At 35.2% G+C, this 17,023-nt stretch carries 13 protein-coding genes; all 13 read left to right on the forward strand.

The genetic code is table 11. From position 1 onward, the window contains the following. Positions 1–47: 47 nt before the first annotated feature. The 13 genes from GJJ64_RS00880 (at position 48) to GJJ64_RS00935 (ending at position 16,970) form a co-directional block, all read left to right on the forward strand. Positions 48–794, forward strand: coding sequence for a FadR/GntR family transcriptional regulator (locus GJJ64_RS00880; protein ID WP_154285903.1), 747 nt, complete (start codon positions 48–50; stop codon positions 792–794). A 50-nt stretch (positions 795–844) separates the two neighbouring features. Further along, positions 845–2,095 (forward strand): alginate lyase family protein, encoded by a 1,251-nt coding sequence (locus GJJ64_RS16875; protein ID WP_229655419.1) that lies wholly within the window; start codon positions 845–847, stop codon positions 2,093–2,095. Then, positions 2,068–2,979 (forward strand): heparinase II/III domain-containing protein, encoded by a 912-nt coding sequence (locus GJJ64_RS16880; protein ID WP_229655420.1) that lies wholly within the window; start codon positions 2,068–2,070, stop codon positions 2,977–2,979. Before GJJ64_RS16875 ends, GJJ64_RS16880 begins: the two co-directional genes overlap by 28 nt. A gap of 23 nt (positions 2,980–3,002) precedes the next feature. Continuing rightward, positions 3,003–3,338, forward strand: a complete 336-nt coding sequence (locus GJJ64_RS00890) for a cupin domain-containing protein (protein WP_154285904.1) — start codon at positions 3,003–3,005, stop codon at positions 3,336–3,338. A gap of 14 nt (positions 3,339–3,352) precedes the next feature. Then, entirely contained in the window at positions 3,353–4,222 is an 870-nt protein-coding gene (locus GJJ64_RS00895; RefSeq protein ID WP_154285905.1) for an alpha/beta hydrolase, read from the forward strand. An 11-nt stretch (positions 4,223–4,233) separates the two neighbouring features. Next, positions 4,234–5,514, forward strand: coding sequence for an MFS transporter (locus GJJ64_RS00900; RefSeq protein WP_154285906.1), 1,281 nt, complete (start codon positions 4,234–4,236; stop codon positions 5,512–5,514). A gap of 20 nt (positions 5,515–5,534) precedes the next feature. Beyond that, the gene (locus GJJ64_RS00905) at positions 5,535–6,287 is read left to right on the forward strand and encodes an SDR family NAD(P)-dependent oxidoreductase (RefSeq protein ID WP_154285907.1); all 753 of its coding nucleotides are present in this window, start codon (positions 5,535–5,537) and stop codon (positions 6,285–6,287) included. 96 nt (positions 6,288–6,383) lie between these two features. After that, positions 6,384–8,708, forward strand: coding sequence for a chondroitinase-B domain-containing protein (locus tag GJJ64_RS00910; RefSeq protein WP_154285908.1), 2,325 nt, complete (start codon positions 6,384–6,386; stop codon positions 8,706–8,708). 14 nt (positions 8,709–8,722) lie between these two features. After that, the gene (locus GJJ64_RS00915; RefSeq protein ID WP_229655421.1) at positions 8,723–10,078 is read left to right on the forward strand and encodes a polysaccharide lyase 6 family protein; all 1,356 of its coding nucleotides are present in this window, start codon (positions 8,723–8,725) and stop codon (positions 10,076–10,078) included. A 142-nt stretch (positions 10,079–10,220) separates the two neighbouring features. After that, positions 10,221–10,811: an RNA polymerase sigma-70 factor gene (locus GJJ64_RS00920; RefSeq protein WP_154285909.1), complete on the forward strand. Its 591-nt coding sequence runs from the start codon at positions 10,221–10,223 to the stop codon at positions 10,809–10,811. Between the two features lie 51 nt (positions 10,812–10,862). Next, entirely contained in the window at positions 10,863–11,945 is a 1,083-nt protein-coding gene (locus tag GJJ64_RS00925; RefSeq protein ID WP_154285910.1) for a FecR family protein, read from the forward strand. A gap of 162 nt (positions 11,946–12,107) precedes the next feature. Continuing rightward, on the forward strand, positions 12,108–15,428 hold the full coding sequence (locus GJJ64_RS00930; protein WP_229655422.1) for a SusC/RagA family TonB-linked outer membrane protein: 3,321 nt from the start codon (positions 12,108–12,110) through the stop codon (positions 15,426–15,428). 15 nt (positions 15,429–15,443) lie between these two features. Beyond that, positions 15,444–16,970 carry a RagB/SusD family nutrient uptake outer membrane protein gene (locus GJJ64_RS00935; RefSeq protein WP_154285911.1) on the forward strand — a complete coding sequence of 509 codons (1,527 nt, stop codon included), beginning with the start codon at positions 15,444–15,446 and terminating at the stop codon, positions 16,968–16,970. Positions 16,971–17,023: the final 53 nt, after the last annotated feature.

Consider the following 17,023-nt stretch of genomic DNA (forward strand, 5'->3'; position numbering starts at 1 on the left):
GGTTAACCAATTTTAAAAACTATATTTGGTTAACCAATTTTTTGTAAATGAGTCAGCTTACAGAAACCAAAAAAAGCATAAAATTAGAATCCCCGGTTGATAAAATCATCGGGCAGTTAAAGCACTTGATAACCTCTGGTCAGTTAAAACCTGGAGATAGGTTACCAGCAGAAAGAGTTTTATCAGAAAGTTTTGGTGTAGGCAGAAGTTATGTAAGAGAGGCTATTTTAAAACTAGAATTTTATGGGCTTTTAAAAACTAATCCGCAAAGCGGTACTTATGTTTCTGGGCTCAGCATCAACGTTATTGATAATATCATTTCTGATATCATCAAATTTAATAAGGATGATTTTAATGCCTTAATAGAAGCTAGATATCATTTAGAACTAACTGCGGTAAAATTAGCTGCGGAAAGAAGAAGCGAAGAAGATGTAGAGGAAATTAAATCGGCTTTAGAAGATTATGAAAATAAACTAAGCAGTGGTGCAGATAATGCAGTGGAGGAGGATATGATTTTTCATATCAAGATAGCTAAAGCTTCTAAAAATTCCGTTGTAGAATCTATGATATTAATTCTTATTCCTGATTTGATTAAGAATATCGTAGAAAGCAAAATTTGTGGAGAAAACCGAGGCAAAAAAGCTATAGCAGAACATCGGAAAGTGTTAGAAGCTATAGAAAAGCAGGATGTTGGTATGGCAGAACAGGCTATGGCAGCGCATTTAGATGAGATTTGGCAGATTAGCAAGGCTGGTTTTGCAACGCAACATATCATGAAGCAAGCAGCATTATAACCTGTTATAAGGATAAAACCAATAATAAATTAACATATTGATTTTCATTTATGAACTACTTAAAAACAGTGGTAATTGTAATTTTTTGCCTCATTTTTAGCCTAAATAGCTTTGCGCAAAAGCACCCTTCTTTAATGCTTACAGAGGCTCAATTACCAGAAATAAGAAATGGCGTTCAGCAATATCCATTACTTCAAACATCTTATGAAGCACTTAAAACCGAGGCAGATTTAGCTCTGAAATCGCCGTTAAACGTACCTATTCCAACTGATGGAGGGGGCGGAGTTACACATGAGCAGCATAAAAGAAATTATATCAATATTTTAAACTGCGGAGTTGCTTATCAAATCTCTCAGGATAAAAAATATGCCAATTATGTGAGAGATATCTTGCTCAATTATGCTTCACAATACCAGAAATGGCCTTTACATCCAAAGAGGAAGCCAAATCATCCGGCAGGGAAAATATTTTGGCAAGGTTTAAATGATTGTGTTTGGCAGGTGTATGTGATACAAGGCTATGATTTGGTTTACAATGCCTTAACAACAAAAGAACGCCAGCAAATAGAGCAAAATCTTTTCATGCCTATCCTTAAATTTTTAACGGTAGATAGCTATGAAACTTTCAATAAAATTCATAACCATGGCACTTGGAATGTTGCTGCGGTAGGGATGACCGGTTATGTCTTAAATCAGCCTGATTATGTAGAAATGGCAATAAAAGGTTCTAAAAAAGATGGTAAAACCGGCTATTTAGCACAAATCAATCAATTGTTCTCTCCAGATGGTTATTATATGGAAGGGCCTTATTATCAGCGCTATGCTTTGTTGCCGTTTATCCTTTTTGCAAAAGCGATTAATAATTATCAGCCTCAGCTAAATATTTTTGAGTACCGAGATAAATTGCTAGCAAAAGCCATCAATACATCTTTACAGCTTACTTATACCAACGGCGTTTTATTCCCTTTTAACGATGCTATTAAAGATAAAACTTATGAATCTATAGAGTTGGTTTATGGCTTAAATCTCGCTTACGCGGATATAAAAGAAGAAAATCATCTGTTAGAAATTGCTCAAAAACAAGGAAAAGTAATTGTTTCTGATGCAGGTTTAAAAGTAGCTAAAGCTATAACAGCTGGTAAAACCGAGCCGTTCAAATACCAATCTCAGTGGATAAGAGATGGTGGCAACGGTAATGAAGGGGGCGTTGGTATTTTAAGAGTCGGTGAGAATAAAGACCAACAAGCTTTAGTTTTAAGGCAGCATCACAGGGTATGGGACATGGCCATTTTGATAGGCTAAATATTTTGTATTACGATAATAATGCCGAAGTTTTTAATGATTATGGAGCTGCTAGGTTTATCAATATCGAATCTAAAAGAGGCGGGCATTATTTGCCAGAAAACACCAGTTGGGCAAAGCAAACGGTAGCGCATAATACTTTAGTAGTTGATGAAACTTCACACTATCAAGCCAAAGAAGAATTGGGAGAAAAACAGCATCCAGAGCTTTTATATTTTAGTAATCAGCCTCAATTACAAGTGGTAAGCGCTAAAGAAACACATGCTTACGCTGATGTTGATTTGTATAGAACTACCGCTTTGGTAAAACTTCCAGAGCTTCATAAAGCTCTTTTGATTGATGTATACCGAGCGAATTCTGCTAACAATCATCAGTACGATTTACCTTTTTGGTATAACGGTCATTTGGTAAATGCTTCATTTAAAATAAACGCAATTACCGATAATTTAAGAGCTTTAGGCAAGGCAAATGGCTATCAACATATCTGGAAAACTGCTGAAAATAACCTTGATGCTAAAGGTGGTTTTATCACTATTTTGAATAATAAAAGATTTTACACCACGCATTTCACAAGTGGGCAGGCACTTGTGGTAAAGCAATTAGCCATTGGCGCTAACGATCCAGAGATGAGCCTTTTCCCTGGCAAAGGTTTTATGCTATCACAAGAAGCTGTAAAAAATCAAACTTTTGTGAGTATTACCGAAGCCCATGGCGGGGTAGATCCTATAAATGAAACTATCACGGCAGCAGGTAGTGGCATTAGCAATTTAACCTTGATAAATAGCGATGAAAGACAAACGCAAATAAGCTTTCAGTTAAAAGGGAAAACTTATATCTATACCATTAACTATCTGGATAAGAATAATTATATCACATTTAAATAAACCAATTAATTACAAAAAAAACAATGCAAAGCAATTCATTTCAATTTGAAAACGAAACCCCTTGGGAAGATTTAGGAAATGGCATACAAAGAAAAATGTATGGTTACGATAAGCAAGTTATGATGGTAAAAGTAAAGTTTGAGGTAGGTGCAGTAGGCGCTTTACACCAGCATTACCATGCGCAAGTAACTTATGTAGAAAGCGGTGCTTTCGAAATGACCATAGGCGATGAGAAAAAGATCATTAGAACAGGCGATGGTTATTACGTAAAACCACATACCATACATGGTTGCGTATGTTTAGAGCCTGGTGTGTTGATAGATGTATTTAGTCCGCACAGAGAAGATTTTTTAGTTTAAAAAAATCAGAATAAATGAAAAAAATAATAGCCTTTTACTGCTTGATATTGATGGGGTTAACTTCAAAAGCACAAGAAACGCCAGAATTCAAAAAAGTAGAATATCCACTAGGATATACAGAGCAACTTAATGTTGTGTATACCATAGCCAATGGCTGGGAAGGTAAAATGGATTTATATCTGCCACCAAAAGATAAAGGCCCAAGTCCGGTTGTTATCAATATTCATGGTGGCGGTTGGAATAAAGGTTCTAAAGAATCTCAGACCGGTTTCAATACTTTTTTTAAGAAGGGATATGCCGTTGCGAATATTGCCTATCGCTTATCGCAAGTTGCACCAGCACCTGCTGCTGTTGAAGATACAAGATGTGCCTTGATTTATTTGATTAAGAATGCCAAGGCTTTAAATATCGATATCAACAAAATTGTAATCATGGGCGGTTCTGCCGGAGGCCATTTGGCTTTAATGGGTGGTTTATTAGGTAATGATACCCGTTTTGATACCAATTGCAAAGGGCTTAAAGATGTTAAAGTTGCGGCTATTATTAATAAATATGGTATAGCAGAACTAGGAGATTGGCCAAGCAAATCATTAAACATGTGGCTAGGAGATCAGATAAAAAATCCAGTATTTGTTCAGTCTGTTTCACCCATTTATCATGTTAAAAGGAATAGTCCGCCAGTATTTATTGTACACGGCGATGCAGACCCCGTTGTTAGCTATCAGCAATCTGTAAACCTTAAGAAAAAATTAGATGAAATGGGTGTAAAAAATACCTTTATCACGGTAGAAGGGGGCGAACATGGTAAATTCTCTAAAGAGAAAAACGCCGAAGTTAATACTGCTATCATGAATTTTCTTAAAGAATTAGGTATCCATCAGTAAAATAAAATAATATGAAAGTAAAAGGATTGCGGTGGTATATCATAGCCTTAATTGGGCTTGCAACCATTATTAATTATGTAGATAGAAGTGCTATAAACATTTTATGGCCATACATTTATGAAGAATTTGGTATTGCCGAGGCTGATAATAAAAGTGCTTTGGCACTTATTACTACCTTTTTTATGATAGCCTATGCATTAGGGCAAACTTTTACGGGCAAGCTTATGGATGCTATTGGTACGCGTTTAGGGATGACTATTTCTATCATCGGATGGAGTATTTCAATAGCCTTACATGCTTTTGCTAAATCTTTGATGTCTTTTAACATCTTTAGGTTTATGTTAGGTTTTAGCGAGGCAGGAAACTGGCCAGGTGCTACAAAAAGTAATGCCGAATGGTTTCCGGCTAAAGAAAGAGCCATAGCACAGGGTATATTTAATGCAGGAGCTGCTTTAGGCTCGGTAGTATCTGCGCCTATTATTGCGCTACTTTATATTGCTTTTGGCTGGAAATTAACTTTTGTATTAATAGCAGGTTTAGGTATTATATGGGTAGTGCCTTGGTTGGTAGTTAATAAGGCAACACCAGACAAACACCCATGGTTAACAGAAGAAGAAAGAGCACATATATTGGCGCAGCCAGAAACTTCAAAAGCAGAGCTTAGCGTAGCAGAAGCTCCTGTTTTAACATGGAGAGAGTTACTGAAATACAGAAGTACCTGGGGCATAATTATGGCTAGGTTCTTCATAGACCCTGTATGGTGGCTATTTGTAACATGGCTTCCAACCTTTTTAAAAGAACAATTTATGTTTGATATTAAGCAAATAGGGGCTTTTACTTGGTTACCTTATTTGTTTGCTGCTATAGGTAGTTTGGTAGGTGGATATTACTCCTCTCAATTGATTAAGAAAGGTTTAAGGGCAGAAAATGCTCGTAAATATGCCATTGCCATAGGCTGTTTCGTGATGATTATTTCTTTATCTGCTATTTTATATTTCTTAGGCAGTTTAAAAGATATGCCAACATTGGCTATGCTCTTAATAGGTACTACCTTATTTGGTTTTCAATTTCTCATAGGCAATTTACAAACCTTACCTAGTGATTATTTCAATGGTAAAAATGTAGGGGTAGTTGCCGGTATGGGGGGGACAGCAGCCGTTGCTGGTACTTTGTTAACCACCTGGGCAGTTCCAGTAATTACACAAACAAGTTATGTTTCATTCTTTGTCTTGGCAGCAGTTTTAGTTCCACTTTCGTGGATAAGCATTAAATACATCACAACAAAAAAATAAAATCTTAAATAAATTATATCATGCGTTTAAAAAATAAAGTAGCCATTATCACAGGCGGTTCAAGAGATATTGGAAGAGCAGTTTCTGTACAATTAGCAAAAGAGGGAGCAAAAGTTGTTATCAATTATTTAGGTAATGAAGATAATGCCAACGAAACTTTAAGATTAGTTAAAGAAGTAGGTGGCGAAGGTATCATTGTAAAAGCAGATATGACAAAAGCTGCCGAAGTAGAGCAATTAGTAGCAGAAACAAAAGCCACCTATGGCGATGAAATTCATGTCTTAGTTAATGTTGCTGGTGGTTTGGTAGCCAGAAAAACTACCCTAGAAATGGATGAAGATTTCTGGGATTTTGTAATGAGTTTAAATCTAAAATCGGTGTTTTTAGCAGTTAAAAACGTGATTCCTTTTATGCCGGCAGGTTCTGCTATCATTAATTTTTCCTCTTTAGCCGGAAGAGATGGCGGCGGCCCAGGAGCAAGTGCTTATGCAACTTCTAAAGGTGCTATCATGACCTATACCAGAGCATTAGCAAAAGAGTTAGGCCCTAAAGGTATTCGTGTAAACGCTGTAGCACCTGGTATGATAGCTACTGCTTTTCATGATAGTTTCACTAAGCCAGAAGTTAGGGCTAATGTTGCAGCAGCAACAGCTGTTAAAAGAGAAGGTAGGGCAGAAGAAGTGGCAGATTTGGTAGCTTATCTAGCTTCAGATGAGTCTTCTTACATTACAGGTAACAACATAGATATCAATGGAGGTATAAGTTTCTCTTAAATATTTATCGCTTTGAGGGAAAAACAAGCCCTCAAAGCATTCTAGGATATAAGCTTGAAGCCAATATATCCTTACCATTTCCTAAACCTTTCCATCATGAAGATTATTTTATACTTGTTAATACTGTTTTACAGCCCTTTCATTTGGGCACAAAATAAAATAGTTAAAGATGCAAATGCCTTAGAAAAGGCTGTTAAACAAGCTAAACCAGGCGATACCATATTCTTAGTCAATCAAGAATGGAAGAATGTTGCTTTAACTGTCTTTGGAAAAGGAACTACCTTAAAGCCTATTGTGATTATGCCTAAGGATACAAAAAAAATTATCATTAGCGGACAATCTTTTTTACGTATTGCGGGCGAACATTTAATCCTAAAAGGTTTACATTTCAAAAATGGTTATAGCCCACAAAGAGAGGTGGTAACTTTTAGAATTAATCATGATTTATTGGCTAATCACTGCCGACTAACAGAATCTGTGATAGAAGATTTTAGTCAGCCAGAGCGTTTTAAAAATGATGTTTGGGTAGTTTTTTGGGGAAAGCATAATCGTGTAGACCATTGTACTTTTGTGGATAAACTAAGTGCCGGACCTGTTATAATTGCCGAGTTGAATGATGAACGCAGTCAGGAAAATTGCCATTTTATTGATGCTAATTATTTTAAGGGCAGGCAACGTTTTGGATCTAATGGCGGCGAAACCATTAGGATAGGTGTTTCGCGATATTCTTTAACGGCATCTCGCACTCAAATCATCAATAACTATTTTGAAAGGTGCAATGGAGAAGTAGAAATTGTTTCTATCAAATCGGGTGAGAATAACATCAGTTTTAATACTTTTTACGAGTGTGAGGGCTCATTGGTATTAAGACATGGCTCAAATAATACAGTTGAGGGGAACTTATTTTTAGGTAATAACAAACCTTTTACTGGCGGAGTTAGGGTGATTAATCCTGGACATAAAGTTTTTAATAATGTATTTAAAGATTTAAGAGGAACAGCTTTTCGCTCTGCTTTAGCTGTCATGAACGGTGTTCCTAATTCTTTAATCAACAGATATTATCAGGTTAAAGATGCCAGTATAGAGCGTAATACTTTTATCAATTGTGGTCCGGTTTTGTTTGGTGCAGGTAAAGATGCTGAGCGGACTTTATCGCCTCAAAATGTTGCGTTTTCTAGTAATTTAATGGTAAATCCTACAGGGAATTTAATAGATGATACTAATAAAGATGGGGGTATCAGTCTTAAAAATAACGCTGTTGTAAACCTGTACAAAGCCTCATTAACAGATGGTTTTACCCTTATAAAAGTAAATCAACATAAAAAGGATGCCTTATCCATTCCTTATCATAAAAATTATGGTGCCGATATTAAAAAGCTACCATTTGTACAAAAATCACAAGCAGGAGCTAGCTGGTATGTTGAAGAAGTGTTTAGGCCATCAAGAGCTAATAAGACTTTTAATTTAGCATCGGCTCAAAGCCAACAAATTCATAAAATTATTGAAAATGCCATTTCGGGTGATACCATTTGCTTTACAGAAGCTACTTTTTATAAGGTAGACAAAGAAATAGTTTTAGATAAAATGCTGCATTTAATAGCTGATAAGATTTTAAAAGGCAAACCAATTTTAGTAAGCAGCAGCTTTAAAACCCTTCCGGCTTTTATTACCATTGCTAACGGGGGCTCTTTAGCTGTAAAGGGTTTAGCTTTTAAAGGAAATTTTGAAAGCTATGGCGATGTACAATGTGGTATACGCTCTACAGACCAAGCCATGAATAAGCATTACAACGTAAAAATAGATGGTTGTGAGTTTTATGATTATAACGAGAGCACTTTTTCTGGCTTTAAAGCAAGTAAAAGTACCTTTGCTGATACCTTATTAATAACCAACTCTTTGTTTAGAAACATTTCTGGAATGGGTATTAATTTGGCCGAGGAGAAAGAAGACAAAGGGATATATGGTGTAGAAAATACCATCATCAAAAACTGTGTGTTTACCAATATTTTAGGCTCTGCCATAAATGTATACCGTGGCGGAAATGATGAAAGTACTTTAGGGCCATTTGTAACTATAGATTATTGCACTTTTAATGAAGTAGAAAATAGAGAGCAAGGTACTGTTGTTCGTTTATCTGGTGCGCAACAGGCTGTGGTTACCAATAGTATTTTCATGAATAGCGGGCAAGGCGGTCGCTCTCTAGAGTTTAGAGAATTTAGGTGGGATGATATTAAAGTAGATTATTGTAATTTCTATAATTCTGGTAGGATAGACTCTTTTTACGGCACAGTGGCAGGTAAAAATATCTATCAAATTAAACCCGATTTTATAGACAGCTCTTCTTTTAATTTCAATCTTAAGCCAGGGTCTGGCTTGTCAGATAAATCAACAACAGGGAGAACTTTAGGCGCCAAATTATAATAAACCTCAACAACATGAAAACTAAAAATATCATCAAAATCTTATTCATCATTGGCTTAAGCAATGCTATTATGGTTCATGCTAGTACACCTAAATTGGGCTCTGACATAGAAAAGAAAACGGTTTTACAAGGGAAGGTTTATAAAATTAAATCTGTTGCCGAGTTAAGTGCCTTGATATTAAAACCGGGCGATAAAGTAGTAATGCAAGCGGGCGATTGGTCTAACCAACAATTAAATTTCAAAGGAAAGGGCACCAAAGAGCAACCTATAATTTTAACCACAGCAAGCCCAGGCAAAATAAAATTAACAGGAAGTTCTAATTTAAAAATTGATGGTGAATGGCTAGTTGTAGACGGTTTGGCTTTTGCCGATGGTTACCTAGACAAAGGCCATGTAGTACAATTTTCGGCAACATCATCTAATTGTAGATTAACCAATAGCAGTATCATCAACTATAACCCGCCTTCAAAAGAAACCGATTATAAATGGGTTTCTTTATATGGAAACCACAACAGGGTAGACCATTGCGATTTTACAGGTAAAAACCATATGGGTACAACGCTGGTAGTTTGGTTGGCAGATAAGCCTAATTATCACCAAATAGACCATAATTATTTTGGTCCTCGTCCGCCTTTAGATGCTAACGGCGGCGAAACCATTAGAATAGGAACCAGCGATTGGTCTATGCATGACTCTTATACATTAGTATCTAATAATATTTTTGATAAATGTGATGGTGAGACAGAGATTATCTCAATAAAATCTGGTCATAATACCATAAAAAATAACCTTTTTTACGAGTGCGATGGCACCCTAACCTTCAGACATGGTAATTTTTCTGAAGTGTTAGATAACTATTTCATCGGTAATAAAAAGAAAAATACAGGAGGTATCAGAATCATCGGTGAAAACCAAAAAGTAGAAGGTAATTACCTACATGGCTTAACAGGAACAGGTTTAAGAGCAGCCATTTCTGTGATGAATGCTGTTGAGAACCCAAAGCTTAACGAATATTGGCAAGTTAAAAATGCCCTTATCAGTAAGAATATGATTTTAGACTGTACAGAGGCTTTTTCCTTAGGTTCTGGAAAAAACAGTACGCGTGTTCTAGTACCTGATGGGGTTAAAATTGTAGATAATTATATTTCTAATACACCAAAGTTAACCACATTTGAGGATCAACCTAAAAACTTACAAATAGAAAATAATCAACTTGTTGGTGCTACTTTAACTAACGGTTTTATTAAAAAAACACAAGAACTGGTAAAGTCTGATGGTGTATGGCAATTTAAAAATGCGCTCAAAAAACCATTTTGGTTGACGGAGAAAATAGGGCCAGCTTGGGGAGAAGCTAGAAATAACTATTAAAGATTTTAACACTTATTTGAAAGGGATTATCGTGATGTTAATCCCTTTTTTTATTGCTCAGGTTTTCTATTAAGATTTATAATCATTAGATTGCGATATATAACCAATTTTAAAACCAATTTTCTAAACCATTAATCTCAGCATGTCAGATAATCATCTGGATAATATCGATTTTAATGCTGGCTCGCATCAAGATGAGGAAGAGCTATTTAAAACCATTTACCTAGAGTTTTATCCCTCGCTTATTGTTTTCGCTAAAGGATTTCTAAAGGAAATTGCTACTGCAGAGGATATTGTAGAGGATGTTTTATTAAAGTTATGGCATAATAGAAGCGCTATTTACGCTATCAAAAATTTAAAATTATACCTTTTTGTTGCTACAAAAAATGCTTGTTTAAACCATTTAGCTAAAAATAAAAGAATGGATTACGAAAGTTTAGAGGATTTAGAAGTTGCGATTTTAAAGGTATCTCATTCTCCAGAAGAGGCTTTTATTTCTAATGAGCAATTACACAAAATACAAGAAGAAATAAATAAGCTACCTACCAAATGCCGAGCTATTTTTATGCTGATTAAAGAAGAAGGCTTAAAATACAGCGAAGTTGCAGAACTTTTAAATTTATCTGTAAAAACAATAGAAGCGCAGATGTCTATTGCTTTAAAACGGCTTTCTGAAGCTATACAGCATGATTTTCCAAGTTTTGTGGTAAAAAAACAAAATAAATCTAGTTAAAATAAAAAAAGCTTTAGGGGTATTAAGGTCATCAGCTGTCTTTATAGTAAGATGACAGACAGGGACCGTTTTTTTGAGCTTTTAGCTAAAAAGAAGTTAAACAATTGTACACTGAGTGATATTGCAGAAATTAATCGCTTAGCAAAGGAATATGATATTGATTTGGATAATCTAAGCCAGTTAGATCATATTTTCAACTTACAATTTGTTGCTGCTGAACGTCCGTCTGTTACATCCGCAGAAAATAGCTGGTTAAAATTTAAAGAGAAACTAAAAGAAGATAAGCAGATTTACATACCAGCTGATACTGATGATAAAAAGCCAAAATATCGTATCATGAGGTATTATATGGCAGCATCTGTAGCAGTAATTTTTGTTCTGTTAGGTATTTATGTTTTTGTTTTTCAGAATCATGATGCAGATAAACTTAATATCATCAGCACCCAATACGGCTCAAAATCTAAGGTAGAAATGCCTGATGGTACACAAATTTGGCTAAATGCGGGTAGTAAAATTACCTACGATAACCAATATGGTAAAAAAACTAGAAGTATAAGTTTGGAGGGTGAAGCCTTTTTTGATGTGCATCATGATCCAAAACATCCATTCATTATTCACACCAAAAATCTAACTCTTAAAGTTTTAGGCACTGCTTTTAATGTTAGAGACTTTAAAGAAGAAAATAATAGCATCGCTACACTTATAAGAGGCTCTTTAGAAGTGTCTTTTCCTTCTAAGCCAGAGCAAAAAATCATCCTAAAACCTAAGGAAAAACTTGTTATCAGTAATAAAAATGCAACTAGAAAAGTTACAGCAGATAAAGAGCATATAGAAATGGCATTATCTCATGTTAATGATGTTGCCACCATAGATCATATGATTGAAGAGATAGCTTGGACAGAAAATAAGCTGATTTTTAGAAGTAAAACTTTTGAAGAATTGGTATTGGATTTGGAGCGCTGGTACAATATTAAAATTGAGATACAAGACGAAGCTATAAAATCTAAAAAATTTACTGGCGCTTTTAAAAATGAAACCTTTTTTGAAGCCTTAGATGCATTAAAAGAAACTTATGCTTTTGATTATAAGTTTAACAAAGCTACCAATACAGTAACCATTAAAACCCAATTATAAACTAATTACGAATCAAAAAATGAAACAATCAAACAAAAAGAAACGGGAAATACTGATATAGTATCCCCCGTAAATCGATTAAACAGCTGAAAAATTTCACATGATAAGCGACCAAACCCTCATGTGATTAACAACTAATTATTTAACCTAACATTCAAAAGTATGAAAAAAAATGTTTGGGATGACACCCCTATTCCAAAAAAACAATTAATTAAAGCCCTAGTTTACATGAAATTAACTTTTGCCTTGGTTATTGCTTTGAGCTTGCAGTTGTCTGCAAAGGTACACTCTCAGAGTATAACCTTAAGTGTTAAAAATGCTACTTTAAACAAGTTATTTCTTGAAATCGAGAAGAAGTCTCCGTATAGAATTGTTTTTAATGATGATATGCTGCCTAAAGGAAAAAACTTTAGTGTAGAAGCTGATAATGAGGATGTAAAAGAAGTGGTAGATGAATTATTAAGCAATACTAACCTAACTTTTAAGATTACGCAAAGTAATTTGATGGTTATTGTCTTGAAAGAAAGTGCCCAAAACATACAAGTAAGTGGTAAAGTTGTTGATAAGGATAATCAAGCTTTAATTGGCGTTGCTGTAAAAATAAAAGGTACTAACAGAGGCACAACAACTGATGCTAGCGGAAATTTTCGTTTAACGGTTGATAATAGTCAAACTGTTTTAGTGTTTAATTATTTAGGTTTTCAATCTAAAGAAGTAACTGTTGGCAACCAAAAGGTTATAAATGTTACCCTACAAACAGATGATAAAGCCTTAAGTGAAGTTGTTGTTATTGGTTACGGTGGTGTAAAGAAAAGCGATTTAACAGGTTCTGTAAGCTCTATCAAAAGTAAAGAATTAACAGCTTTTCCATCAGCCGGTGTACAACAGGCCATCCAAGGAAGAGCTGCTGGTGTTACCGTACAATCTAATAACGGTGAGCCCGGTGGTGGTTTTAAAATCAGAATTAGAGGTGGTACTTCTGTTAATGCTAGTAGTGATCCAATTTTCGTGGTAGATGGTTTTGCTGGTGCAGTCTTGCCTCCGCCAGAGGATATAGAATCTATGGAGATTTTAAAAGATGCTTCAGCAACAGCAATTTATGGTTCTAGAGGTGCTAATGGGGTAATATTAATTACTACTAAAAGAGGTAAGTCTGGAAAACCTCGTATAGAATTTAATACTTCTTACTCTGGCCAACAAGAAATCAATAGGTTAGATTTATTAAATGCCAATCAGTTTGCAGACTATATTAAAGAAGTAAATGCCTCTTATGTACCAGGTACTGCCAATACAGATTGGCAAGATTTAATCTTCAGACAAGGAAATATTAAAAACTCACAACTATCTTTTGCGGGTGGTAACGAGTCGGTTAAATACTATGTTTCTGGTGCGATGTATGATCAACAAGGTGTTATCATCAACTCATCATTTAAAAGATTCTCGGTAACCAGTAATCTTGATTTTCAAGCCTCCAAATGGTTAAAAATGGGCTTAAACTTCTTTGCAAGGTCTAGCCAGACAGATGGTGTTAGAACCCAAGAAGGTAGCGGTGGGGCTAATGGTACGGGTGTTATTGCCAGTGCTTTTAAATTTGGTCCAGATCAACCTGTATTTACCCCTACTGGTGTTTATACCACTGCTATTATCGGAGACCCACATGATAACCCGGTTGCTGTTGCCAGAGAGTTACAAAATAATACTAAAGGTGGTTTATATCAGTATAATTTATATGCTGAAGCCGATTTATTGAAGAACTTAAAATTTAAAACAACTTTTGGTTCTTTCTCTACATCAGAAAGAACGGGAGTATTTACACCAACTACTTTAAATGCAGGTAGATTAAATGGCGGAGAGGCAAGTATCAATCAATCTACCAATTTAAGTTACATCAATGAGAATTTCTTAACCTACAGCAAAACTTTTAATGAGAAGCATACAGTATCTGCTTTAGGTGGTTTTTCATATCAAAAATTTGTGAATGAAGATTTTGGTGCTGCTAGTCAATCTTTCTTATCTAACTCGGTTTCTTTCCAAGATTTAGATGGAGGGTCAGTTGTTTTAGCGCCCAACTCAGGTATATCAGATTCTAAATTGGCTTCTTATTACGGAAGGTTAAATTATAATTATGCAGACCGTTATTTGTTAACTTTTAATGCTAGGTATGATGGTTCGTCTAATTTCAGTATCAATAATAAATGGGCATTTTTCCCATCAGCTGCTTTTGCTTGGAATATGCATAACGAGTCTTTTATGCAAGATATCGAGTTCATCAGTAGTTTAAAATGGCGTTTAAGTTATGGTTTAACAGGTAATCAGGCGATTAGCCCTTACCAAACCTTAGCCAGATTTTCATCGGTATTTAGTGTAATAGGAAACGTACCTGTAAACGCAGTAAGACCAACCACAATAGCTAATAACGAGTTGAAATGGGAAACTACTGCTCAGCAAAACTTAGGTGTTGATATAGGTTTAATAAATAACAGAATAAATTTTACGGCAGATTATTATAAATCTGTTACCTCAGATTTGTTATTTAATGTTCCATTGCCACAGTATTCTGGTTATTCTACTCAGTTACAAAATATCGGTAAAATCCAGAATACAGGTTTAGAGCTAAGCTTAAATACCAGAAATCTTACCGGAGCATTTACTTGGAGTACAGATTTTAACATCTCTTTTAATAGAAATAAAGTGTTAGAATTGCCAAATGGTAATGATATCATTTATGCTAATGCACCAGGCCATTTAGTGGGTATTGGTAGTACATCGCAAATATTACGTGTTGGTTATCCTGTTGGTAGTTTCTTTGGTTGGGTATATGATGGTGTTTACCAAACCGGAGAGACTTTTTTACCAGGAGCAGGTTTTGAGCAAGCAGCAGGTGGAGAGAAGTTTAGAGATATAAGCGGTAAAAAAGATGCTAATGGTGTTCCCTTAAATCAACCTGATGGATTATTAAATAATGATGATAGAACTATTATTGGTAATCCAAATCCTAAATTTACTTGGGGTTTCAATAACGATTTTTCTTATAAAAACTTTGATTTAAACTTGTTTTTCCAAGGCTCTGAGGGGAATGATATGTTAAGCTATACTTTATTAGAGCTAGAAACACTTTCTGCAGGTAATAATGCTACTACAGAAGCTTTAAGAAGATGGACACCAACCAATACCAACACAGATGTACCAAGAGCTTTCACAGGAAGATCTAGAAGAGTTTCATCAAGATGGATTTTTGATGGTAGCTATATTAGACTTAAAAACATTGCTCTAGGTTATACTTTACCAAAAAGCGCTTTAAGTCAACTCAAAATTCAAAGAATGAGAGTTTTTGTAAGTGCTCAAAACCTATTTACTTCTACAAATTACAGAGGTTTTGATCCAGAAGTAAATTATCGTAGCTCAAACTTAAATGCTGGGGTAGATTATGCAAGTTATCCTAATGCTAAATCTATTACAGCTGGCTTAAACATTGGTTTCTAATTTAAATTGATAAACATGAAAAAGATATATATAGTTACTCTTGCAATCATCTCGTCTTTATTAGGAGTTAGTTGCACTAAGTTGCTAGAAGAAAAACCAGTAGGTTTATTAGCTCCCGAAGGATTCTTTAAAACAAAGAAAGATGTAGAATCTGCCATATTTGGAGCTTACGGGAGAGTGGCGTCTGAGCCTTTATTTGGAAGGCAATTTACTTGTGCCTTAATGTTTAGAAGTGATATGGTTGATATTGGCAACCGTGGTACAGGTGTAGAGCGTATCCAAGTAAATGATTTTAATATGGATGCCAGTAATGGTATGGTTGCTGCTTTTTGGCCGGTTTGGTATCAAGTAGTGTCTGCCGCAAATTCTGCTGAGGATGGTGCTAAAAAGATTGGTTTATCCGAGACCGAGACAAATCCATTAATTGCAGAGGCTAAATTTGTTAGGGCATTTGCATATTACCATTTGGTTAGAAATTTTGGCGATATACCTTATATAGACAAATTTATCTCAGACCCTGCTATTTTAAAAACCATTTCTAAAACTAAAGAAGCAGATGTATACGCTAAAATCATTGCCGATTTACAGTTTGCAAAACAATGGTTGCCAGACAGACAGCCTAATGATGTTAGAACAAGACCAACCAAAGCAACAGCTGCGGCTTATTTAGCATCTGTTTATCTTACCAATGCAAATTATCAGGCAGCTTATACAGAAGCTAAATGGGTGATAGATAATAGAGCGACCTACAACTACATCTTAGAACCAGACTTTCAAAATCTATTCAGAGCTAATCTGGGTAATAACATGAAAGAGCATATTTTTGCTGTTGATTTTATGGGGCAGTTAAGTAGAGGCTCAGAAAATGATGATTTATTGGGCCCAATGGTTGGTATTAGAGGTAGTAATATCCCAGAAAATGGATTTGGTGTTTGTGTACCTGCTTTAAGAGTTTTTACCACTTGGGATGCTAATGATTACAGAAGAAAAGTGAGTTTTAATGATAGCATTACCACTACTAGCGGAGTTAAAATTCCTTATACTGCTTATCCAAACGAGAAAAGACCACATATAGCAAAATGGATTCGTTTTCCAGGAAATTCAATTGCCAATGGTAGATATTCTGATTTTAATTATCCAGATATGCGTTATGCCGAAATTTTATTGATAGCGGCTGAAGCTGCTACAGAACTTAATGGGCCAACGCAAGAAGCTATTAATTACATAAATGAAGTAAGAACCAGAGCTAGAAACTGGCCAGGGCGTGTAACTACAGCTCCTGCTAATTTAATATTGACCAATTTCACTTCTAAGCAACAATTAATTGATGCTATTTTAGAGGAGAGAAGGTTAGAATTAGCGTTTGAATTTAAGCGTTGGTATGATATTAAGAGAAGAAGATTAGGCGATGAAGTGTTTAAAGGACCTAATGCTTTAGAACCACGCTCTAATTTTTCTAGCGATAGAGATTACTTAATGCCTATACCGCTTACAGAAATTCAAATCAATCCTAATTTAAAACCACAAAATCCTGGTTATTAATAAGGTACTGTTAACAGAAAAGACTAGCAATTGCTGGTCTTTTCTGTTTTAAA

Origin of the sequence: Pedobacter puniceum, from assembly GCF_009674685.1 — a bacterium.
GTDB lineage: Bacteria > Bacteroidota > Bacteroidia > Sphingobacteriales > Sphingobacteriaceae > Pseudopedobacter > Pseudopedobacter puniceum.